This window comes from Leyella stercorea (genome assembly GCF_021531655.1).
Genome location: NZ_JADYUF010000069.1, coordinates 1 through 9309, shown reverse-complemented (window position 1 = coordinate 9309; position 9309 = coordinate 1). Strand labels below are relative to the sequence as shown.

6 protein-coding genes are annotated in these 9309 nt (G+C 33.7%); all 6 read left to right on the top strand.

Annotation, left to right across the window (positions count from 1 at the left end; translation table 11 throughout):
- The first annotated feature begins 134 nt into the window (after positions 1-134).
- Positions 135-629 (top strand): GxxExxY protein, encoded by a 495-nt coding sequence (locus tag I6E49_RS13505; RefSeq protein WP_235394733.1) that lies wholly within the window; start codon positions 135-137, stop codon positions 627-629.
- A 434-nt stretch (positions 630-1063) separates the two neighbouring features.
- Positions 1064-3220 (top strand): ATP-dependent endonuclease, encoded by a 2157-nt coding sequence (locus tag I6E49_RS13500; protein WP_235402974.1) that lies wholly within the window; start codon positions 1064-1066, stop codon positions 3218-3220.
- A gap of 4 nt (positions 3221-3224) precedes the next feature.
- Entirely contained in the window at positions 3225-5048 is a 1824-nt protein-coding gene (locus I6E49_RS13495; protein ID WP_235402973.1) for a UvrD-helicase domain-containing protein, read from the top strand.
- Positions 5049-5135: 87 nt separating this feature from the next.
- Positions 5136-6941 carry a DUF262 domain-containing protein gene (locus tag I6E49_RS13490; RefSeq protein ID WP_235402972.1) on the top strand — a complete coding sequence of 602 codons (1806 nt, stop codon included), beginning with the start codon at positions 5136-5138 and terminating at the stop codon, positions 6939-6941.
- Positions 6942-7211: 270 nt separating this feature from the next.
- Positions 7212-8768 (top strand): oligosaccharide flippase family protein, encoded by a 1557-nt coding sequence (locus I6E49_RS13485; protein ID WP_235402971.1) that lies wholly within the window; start codon positions 7212-7214, stop codon positions 8766-8768.
- A gap of 30 nt (positions 8769-8798) precedes the next feature.
- A partial coding sequence (locus I6E49_RS13480; protein WP_235402970.1) for a glycosyltransferase family 2 protein occupies positions 8799-9309 on the top strand: 511 nt, incomplete at its 3' end.

Sequence of the window (9309 nt, the reverse complement as noted above, 5' to 3'; positions counted from 1 at the left end):
AAATGTCACGTGAATTTTCGTAAATATAGGGTGTTTGAGTGTAAATATAATTCATGCTAATTTACGTTTAATTCACGGCAATTTACGTTGAAAAATGAGATTATAACGCAATCGTTCAATATTAATTCTATAATATGAATCTTAAGGAATATTCTAAAAAGATATATCAGATAATAGGTGCAGCGATGGAAGTGCATAGTGTACTCAATGGAGGATTGCTTGAACCTGTTTACAACGAAGCTCTAACAATGGAACTTAAAGATAGAGGGCTTAATGCAGAATCAGAGAAGTATCTTCCTTGTTTCTACAAAAAGCGTCTGATGAATAAGTCCTATCGTATGGATGTAGTTGTCGATGATGTTGTCATTGAACTCAAATCCGTCAATAAGATTATACCAGCTCATCGTGCCCAACTCTTTAATTATCTTCGTCTAACCCAAAAGAAAGTTGGATTGTTGATAAATTTCGGAGGCGATAGTTTAGAAGGAGAACGGTATGTTTACGATGAATCCACGAACCACTGTTATATGGTAGATCGTAATATGGAGCCAATACCTTTCGTAAATGAAGATGATCAAAATGAAAATTATGTGGACCCTTACGAAAATGTTATAGTTCACGAAGCATAACTTTCTGTCGCATAACGTAAATTATCGTAAATGTCACGTGAATTTTCGTAAATATAGGGTGTTTGAGTGTAAATATAATTCATGCTAATTTACGTTTAATTTACGGCAATTTATGTTCCAAAATATATGCGCCGCCTTTTTTTATGTAAGCACTCAAATTATGGCTTAAATTAGAAAGAAGTATCTTCGCTTCTGAATTTAAAACATCAAATTATGTACAGCAGTGAAGATTTGGAACTTTTTCGATAAGCCATGAGCAAAGCAAGCTTGCTTGAACTTAGCCATGGCGAGAAAAAGTATGAAAATAGTTAATAAACAAGTAAGATTTTTAACATCTCAATATATAGGCACTTGCAAAAGTGCCTATATAAAGGGTTATGCCCTAAATTGAGTACTAACAAATTGATCACTAACAATTTGGAAAATAAATTGCGATGAGAATTTCAAAAATACATATTCAGAATTTTCGTAAGTTGAAGAATTGTACGCTTGACTTTGGAGAAAAGCAAACAATTCTTGTTGGAGCCAACAATAGCGGTAAGACATCTTGTATGCAAGCTATTGTTCGCTTTTTGAAGGATTCAAAAAGTTTGTCCACGAGAGACTTTACTTTATCTAATTGGAATGCACTCAATAAAGTTGCAGAGAATTGGATAAATGATGAGGAATCAAAGCCATCTCTGAATGATATCATAGATTATCTTCCCCAAATGGATGTATGGATAGAGGTAGATAAAAAGGAAGCCTATTTGGTAAAAGACTTAATCCCTTCATTGGATTGGGAAGGTAAAATTGTTGGTGTTAGAATTGTTATAGCCCCAACGGATGTCGAAACTTTATATGCAGATTTCAAGGCTGCGTATATGAATGCTGAAAGCTTGAAACGAGAAAAAGAAGGATTGGAAATTTATCCTAAGGATTTATGGGATTATCTAAATAGAGGAAAACTAAATTCAGAGTTTAGATTAAGGTATTACATTTTGGATATTAAAAAAGAGCCAGAAAATAATGATGTGGTTCAACCTTTGCCAAGTGTTGAATTTTACGAAGGCAATCCATTAAAAACAATTATTAAAGTTGACTCTATAGATGCAGAAAGAGACTTTTCTGATCCTGACTCAAATGACCATGTAAGTAAAAATTCATTATCTAGGCAGCTTCAAGAATATTATGAAAAGCATATCAAGCCGAAAGACTCTCAATTAGAAAAAGAAGATATCGGACTACTCACTGCATTACAACAAGCAAATAAAACTTTAGATGACAATATAGGTACAGCTTTTGAAGGACGCATAGAAGAACTAAAAAGTATCAATTATCCTGGCTTCCATGACCCAAGTATAGAAATTCATAGTTATGTTGACATCAAGAATTCTATCAGCCATGAGTCTGCTGTTCAATTTGCTCTTAATGATGAAGGCGAAGGCTTGACTTTACCGGAAAATTACAATGGATTAGGTTTTCAAAACCTTATATCCATGTATTTCAAGCTGATTCAGTTTAGGGACGAATGGTTGCATGAAGGGCGAATGGTAAGAACAGAGGATGATGACGACTATATTGAACCAATTCATCTTGTTTTTATAGAAGAGCCGGAGGCTCATCTTCACGCACAAGCCCAACAAGTTTTTGTACGAAAAGCCTATGAGGCATTGTATCCATCTTCAAGGTTTAAAGGAGATAGTCCATATAAAACACAATTAGTACTAAGCACTCATTCAAACCACATTGTTCATGATGTTAGCTTGAATGATATGAGATATTTTCATCGAGAAGTTTCTGAAGATATAAATATTCCAATTTCCAAAATTGTAAATTTGACAAATGTCTTTGGTGAGGATGAAGAAACGGAACGGTTTGTAACAAGATATATTCGTTTGTCTCAATACGATTTTTTCTTTGCTGATGCTGTAATTCTTGTAGAAGGCTCTGGAGAAAGAATCTTGATGCCAAAGTTCTTGGAGAATGAAAAGATGACAACCAATTATGTCTCAATTATAGAAATAAATGGTAGTCATGCACATAGATTCCGTAAATTGGTGGAAAGACTTGATATTCCATGTCTTATTATTACAGATATAGATGCACAGTCCAAACAGGAAGATGGTTCTTTTAAAAAGCATTTCACCCAAAGAGGAATTGGTCAGAGAACCAATAATGATACTTTGAAGAATTGGATTCCACGAATAAAAGATGTTGATGAGCTTCTTGATTTAAAAGATGAGAATAAAGTTTCTGGCAATGTTAGAGTCGCATACCAAACAGGGGTAAATGTTAAGCTTAAGGATGGTGTTGAAGCTATTGCATATCCATATACTTTTGAGGATGCGTTGGCACTGTCAAATATTGAATTGTTCAAAAAAGAAGAATTGAAAGGTTTGGCTTTGATTACCAATTTCAAGGATATTATTGCGGAATCTGACACAGTAGAAAAATGTTGTGAGGATATGTTTGAAACCTTGACTCCTGCTAAGAAAGCTCCATTTGCTATCAATCTTCTATATCTTAAGCAGTTTGATAAAATTGAAACTCCTACTTATATAAAAGAGGGTTTAGTTTGGTTAAAGTATAAGTTGAATGCAAAGAACTAACAATATGGCTAATGCAGATAACAACATAGATTTACAGCTTAAAGGGTATATCTCCAATGAGGAAAGAAAATCCTTCTTTTTGTTTGCTGGTGCAGGCTCAGGCAAGACATATTCTTTGGTTAAACTTTTAGAGAATATTCAAGTGATATGGGGCAATAAGTTGAAGCAAGAACATCGTCAAGTGGCTGTTATTACTTATACGAATGCTGCTACGGATGAAATCATGCGACGAATAGACTATAATCCATTGTTTCATGTATCTACGATTCATAGTTTTGTTTGGGATTCCATAAAGACTTATCAAAAAGACATCAAAGCTCGTTATCTCCAGAGATTACAGGCTAATATTGATGAATTACAGGCAAAAATAGATGCAACAAAGAATAAGGAAACTAAGACTTATAAAGCCAACCAAGAAAAAATAAATTATCTAATAGAACGAAAGGAAGCTAAAGAAAAAATAGATAAGTTCATCTATAATCCTAATGGAGATAATCTCAAAGCCAATTCGCTGAATCATTCTGATGTGATAGAGATAGGAACGCAAATGATGCAGGAGAATCTGTTGTTGCAGCAAATAATTACACAACAATATCCTTTTATGTTGATTGATGAAAGTCAGGATACAAGAAGCGGTCTTGTTGATGCTTTCTTTACTATTCAAAAGAGTTTTCCTAATGATTTTACTCTTGGACTAATTGGGGATATCAAACAAAGAATCTATATGGATGGTAAGGCTGATATCAAGAATTTGATTCCTGCTGATTGGGAAAAGCCAGAGAAAGTGATGAATTACAGATGTAGCAAGAGAATCATTCAATTGGCTAATAAGATATCTTCGGTATTGGATGGCTCTGAACAACAAGCGAGAGACAATGCTCCAGAAGGTTATGTACATCTGTTTTTGGTCAATTCACATGATGTTTTGGATAAAAATGCGAAGGAGTTGGATATGCGAGCCAAAATGAGTGTTATTACTGGTGATGAACAATGGAATTCTGACGTAAAAGTACTAACTTTGGAACATAGAATGGCTGCGGTGCGTCTTGATTTTGAAGACTTCTATGAATTATTTGCTCGTTTGCCGAAATATCAGATGTCCTTTTTGCAAGGAGAAATGGCAGAGATGTCTTTCTTTGCCAATATGGTCTTTCCTCTTATGACCATGCTGAAAGAGTATGATGGTATAGGTGTCCTTAACTTATTGAAGAAAAAATCGCCATTGTTAGAAGCGGTTCCTGATAGGAATTATCCAGAGGTGTTGGGCAAAATAAGAAAAGTGCTTGATAATCTGCGTAGTTCTAAATTGGAAGAAATGAAAGTTTCTGAAATCATAGAATTTATTCAAAAAACTTCATTATTTGATATTCCTGACTATTTGTTATTAGCATTGAAATCCAAAGAAGAAGATATTGATAAGGATGATACAGAGGCTTTGGTATGGGTGAAAGCTTTACAGTTACCTTTAGGACAATTCAAGGCATACGATGATTATGTCCATGATAGAACACCTTATGCTACTCATCAAGGAGTAAAAGGATTGGAATTTCCACGTGTTTTGGTTCTTGTTGATGACAAAGAGGCAAAAGGCAACTTGTTCAGTTATGATAAGCTTTTTAAAGTCGCACCATTGTCCAATACAGACATTCAAAATAAGGAAAAAGGTAAGGATAATTCATTAGATCGTACCGGTCGCCTATTTTATGTAACGTGTACACGAGCAAAAGAATCATTAGCTATTGTTATGTATACATCCGACCCTGAAAAAGCTAAAAAAACTTCCATAGAGAACGAGTGGTTTAATGAAGATGAGATAACTATTATTTGAGTGAAAAAATCAATTATAATACTCATAAAAGTGCTGATACAAAAGAGTATGCAATAAATTAATAACAACTCAATAAAATACAATCATATGAATAGTGGAATTTCTAATGATGCAAAAAGTCTTCAGTTTGTATATGAGGACTACATTAACAATAAGTTTGTTGTAAATAGACGCTACCAGAGAAAGTTGGTATGGACTTTAGAAGAGAAACAGGCATTTATTGATTCTCTAATAAGGGAATATTCTATACCCTTGTTTTTGTTGGCAAAAAATAACAAACACGATAAGAATGAACAATGGGAAATCTTGGATGGAATGCAAAGATTCAATGCTATTTTTTCATTTATAGAAAATGATTATCCTGTTGAGTATAATGGGCAACTTGGGTATTTTGATTTGGAGTCAATTGCCGACACCAAACAAATGATGGATGAAAAACGGCTTACTCAAAAGCTTCCGATCTTACCAAGAAGTGTTTGCACTTCAATAATGAAGTATCCAATGCCTTTATCATATATACAAGCAGATGAGTCAAGTATAGAAACTGTTTTTCGTAGAATAAACTCGTTTGGTAGACAATTGTCAGCACAAGAAATACGTCAAGCGGGAGCAACTTGTAGATTCTCAGATTTAGTAAGAACCATTTCCTCTAAAATTCGTGGTGATGTTTCCTTAAAGGACAAAATAGCCTTAAAGGATATGGCAAAAATAAGTCTTTCTAATAAGTCCTTGAATTATGGAATTCAAATGTCTGAAATTTATTGGGTGAAGCAACAAATAATTCTTGTTTGCAATATGAGAAAATCTCGTGATGAAGAAGTCGTTGCTTATATCCTTACTTACATCTTGTTGGGCAACAAAATAGATCCCTCTGTACATACTCTGAATTTACTATATACATATGATGAATTAGCAACCGGCGAAGAAGATTTATCAGCCAAGGTAAATGAAGAGATTGAAAAATATGGTTTTGATGAAATTATTAGAGACTTCTTAATAGTACATGATTTTCTCTGCACCATTTTAAATAAAAGCGGGAAAAATTTCCATGATCTGATTTTTGATACTAAAGTAGCACGTGGCTTAGTCCGTTCATATCAAATTGTTTTCCTTTCTCTTTATCAAATATTGATAAAGGACAATATGGAATTAGTGAACTATGATACATTTATTTCGGAATTAAAACATATAGGTGTAGAATTGTTATCACATGTTGCTGTAAAAACCTGGGATGGCGCATATAGACACAGGCAGATAACGAGAGTTGTTGCTGCTATAAAAAATGCGTTCAAGAAGAAAAAAGGTAATGATGTCGCTCATGAAAGTTGGGTGTCTCAATTAGAAAACCTACTACGTCAATCGTCTATTGAAGGTTCGCAATATGATTTCAAACAAGGATTGTATGATTTGGGGAACAAAAAGAATTTTCAAGAGAGAAGTCTCTCTGAGTATATCTGTACATTAACAGCGTCCGTAAATAAAGAGCCCCATACAAAAGGTTATTTAATATTAGGCGTCTCGGAGTCAAAAGCAACTGCAGACCGAATAAAAAAATTATATGGTGAAGATTATCGACAATTTATAGATACGAAATTCTACATTACAGGCATTCAAGGTGAAATTCGGGAATATTTGCAAGGTGATGAAGATTCATATAGTAGAAAAATTAGAGACTACATAAAGAAAGAACCAATAGATGGATATACTAAGTCATATATATTGACACATATGAAGTTTGTTAAATATTATGGAAAAACAATCTTGGTTTTTGAATTAGAAAGTCTTGACAAGCCAATTTGTTATAATAATACATTTTACGAGAGAGAAAATAATGAAACAATAAAGGTTGAAGGAGCGGATTCTATTATGGCTTTGCTTGCAAGATTCAATTAATTGTCATTTTATGTCTTAAACTATAAACGACAATATTAGAATAGTGAGAATTTCTTTTTTTCGTATGCTATTTACCATTGCTGTATCTTTGTGTACAAGCTGTATTGGAAAAAATGCCTTAGTCTGCCATTCATCGCCATACTGACACTTCAGAAGTGATAGAGTATATTTATGTGAATAATTCACAGTTTCAGAAAACTGCATAGCAAAACATTAACGACCGATTAATGGCAATTAATGTATATAACATTCAAAATATAACACATTTTAATGACAAATCAAACATCGGAAAATAACAAGCGAATAGCGAAGAATACGTTGCTATTATATGTACGTATGCTATTTATGATGCTTGTGTCTTTGTACACAAGTAGAGTTGTTTTAAACACCCTTGGAGTTGTAGATTTTGGTATCTATAATGTTGTAGGAGGTGTTATAGCAATGTTGGGATTTCTTACGGGATCACTCGGTGCTGCATCTTCACGTTATATTACTTATGACTTAGGTAAGGGTGATATGGCGATAATGAAAAGAACATTTGGTAATATAAAGAGCATTCATTATATACTGGCAGGTGTAATATTGCTTATTGGCGAGACGGTTGGATTATGGTTTGTTGTCACAAAATTACAGATACCAACAGAACGTGCGACAGCAGCTTTATGGGTATATCAATTCTCCATACTGTCATCAATCATGGCTGTAATCAGTGTGCCATATAATGCTACTATTATAGCCCATGAGAAGATGTCCGCATTTGCATACATTTCTATTGTGGATGCTGTACTGAAATTGTTGATAGTATATTTGTTGGTAGTCATTCCTTACGATAAATTGATAATTTATGCAGTATTGTTATTTGTCATACAGACTTTTGACCAAATTGTATATATCATCTATTGTTCTAAGCATTTTGAAGAGACTCATTCACGATGCTGTTACGACAAGAAACTGTTTAAGGAAATATTTGCTTTTGCAGGGTGGACAATGAATGGAAACTTAGCGGTAATGGGTTATACTCAAGGCTTGAATATACTCTTGAATATGTTCTTCGGTCCTGCTGTTAATGCAGCCCGTGGTATTGCTGTACAAGTGCAGGGAGTGTGTCAACAGTTTTGTGTAAACTTTCAAATGGCCCTTAATCCACAGTTAACCAAAAGTTATGCTCAGGATGACCTACAGACAATGCATAGTCTGCTCATAAAGAGTTCAAAATTTTCATTTTATATATTGTATATTATTGCGGTTCCTTTAATGTTTGAAGCACATACGGTATTGAAATTATGGTTAGGCATAGTTCCAGAACATACCGTGAGTTTTTTAAGGCTCATTCTTGTCGTAGGATTACTGTATACATTATCCAATCCTATGATAGTTTCTGTTCATGCAACCGGAAAACTTAAGAAATTCCAGATTATTGAAGGTACTATGCTTTTGATGATTGTACCCATAGCATATTTCTTATTGAAAGTATTTGGCATTGCGCCAGAACTTGTTTTCGTAGTACACATCATTGTTGAAATATTTACACAATATGCCCGTGTAAGGATTGTATTACCTATGATACAAATGAAGTTGAAAACATATCTGCGTGAGGTTATATTACCGATCATTATGGTTGCTATTATTTCCCCTATTTTACCTTATTTGTTATATAAGAATATAGGTCAGAACCATGTCTCTTTTCTTGTAATATGTAGTCTCTGTGTAGTATGTATTTCTGCCACTGTATTTTTTGTTGGATGTAAGAAGTCCGAGCAGGAATTTTTAATATCAAAAGTTCTTGGCATTTATAAAAATGCATTGGAAAGATTTGGTAAAAGATAATTGAATTAAAAATAAAAAGATTCTATGAATATGCCCAAAATAAGTATAATAGTCCCCGTATATAAAGCGGAGAAATACCTAAACCGTTGTGTTGACAGCATTCTTGCCCAGACATTCACAGACTTTGAATTGCTTCTTATAGATGATGGTTCTCCTGACAGAAGTGGTGAAATATGTGATGAATATGCACAGAAAGATTCTCGCATAAGAGTCATTCATAAGGAGAATGGTGGAGTAAGCTCGGCAAGACAAAGAGGACTTGATGAGTCAATAGGTGAATATACCATATATGCAGACCCTGATGATTGGGTGGAACCAACAATGCTTGAAGAACTTTACAATAAGGCGAAAGAAGAAGATGCAGATATGGTAATATGCGATTTTATTTATGAATATAAGACTGGAAGTTTTATATGCAAACAACATATAGATAACTGTGATGCAGAATCCATATTAAAAAAAATGTTTTCTCAACAATTGCCTTGTATGTGTTGGAATAAACTTGTACGAAGAAAGTGTTATATTGATTATGATATAAGAT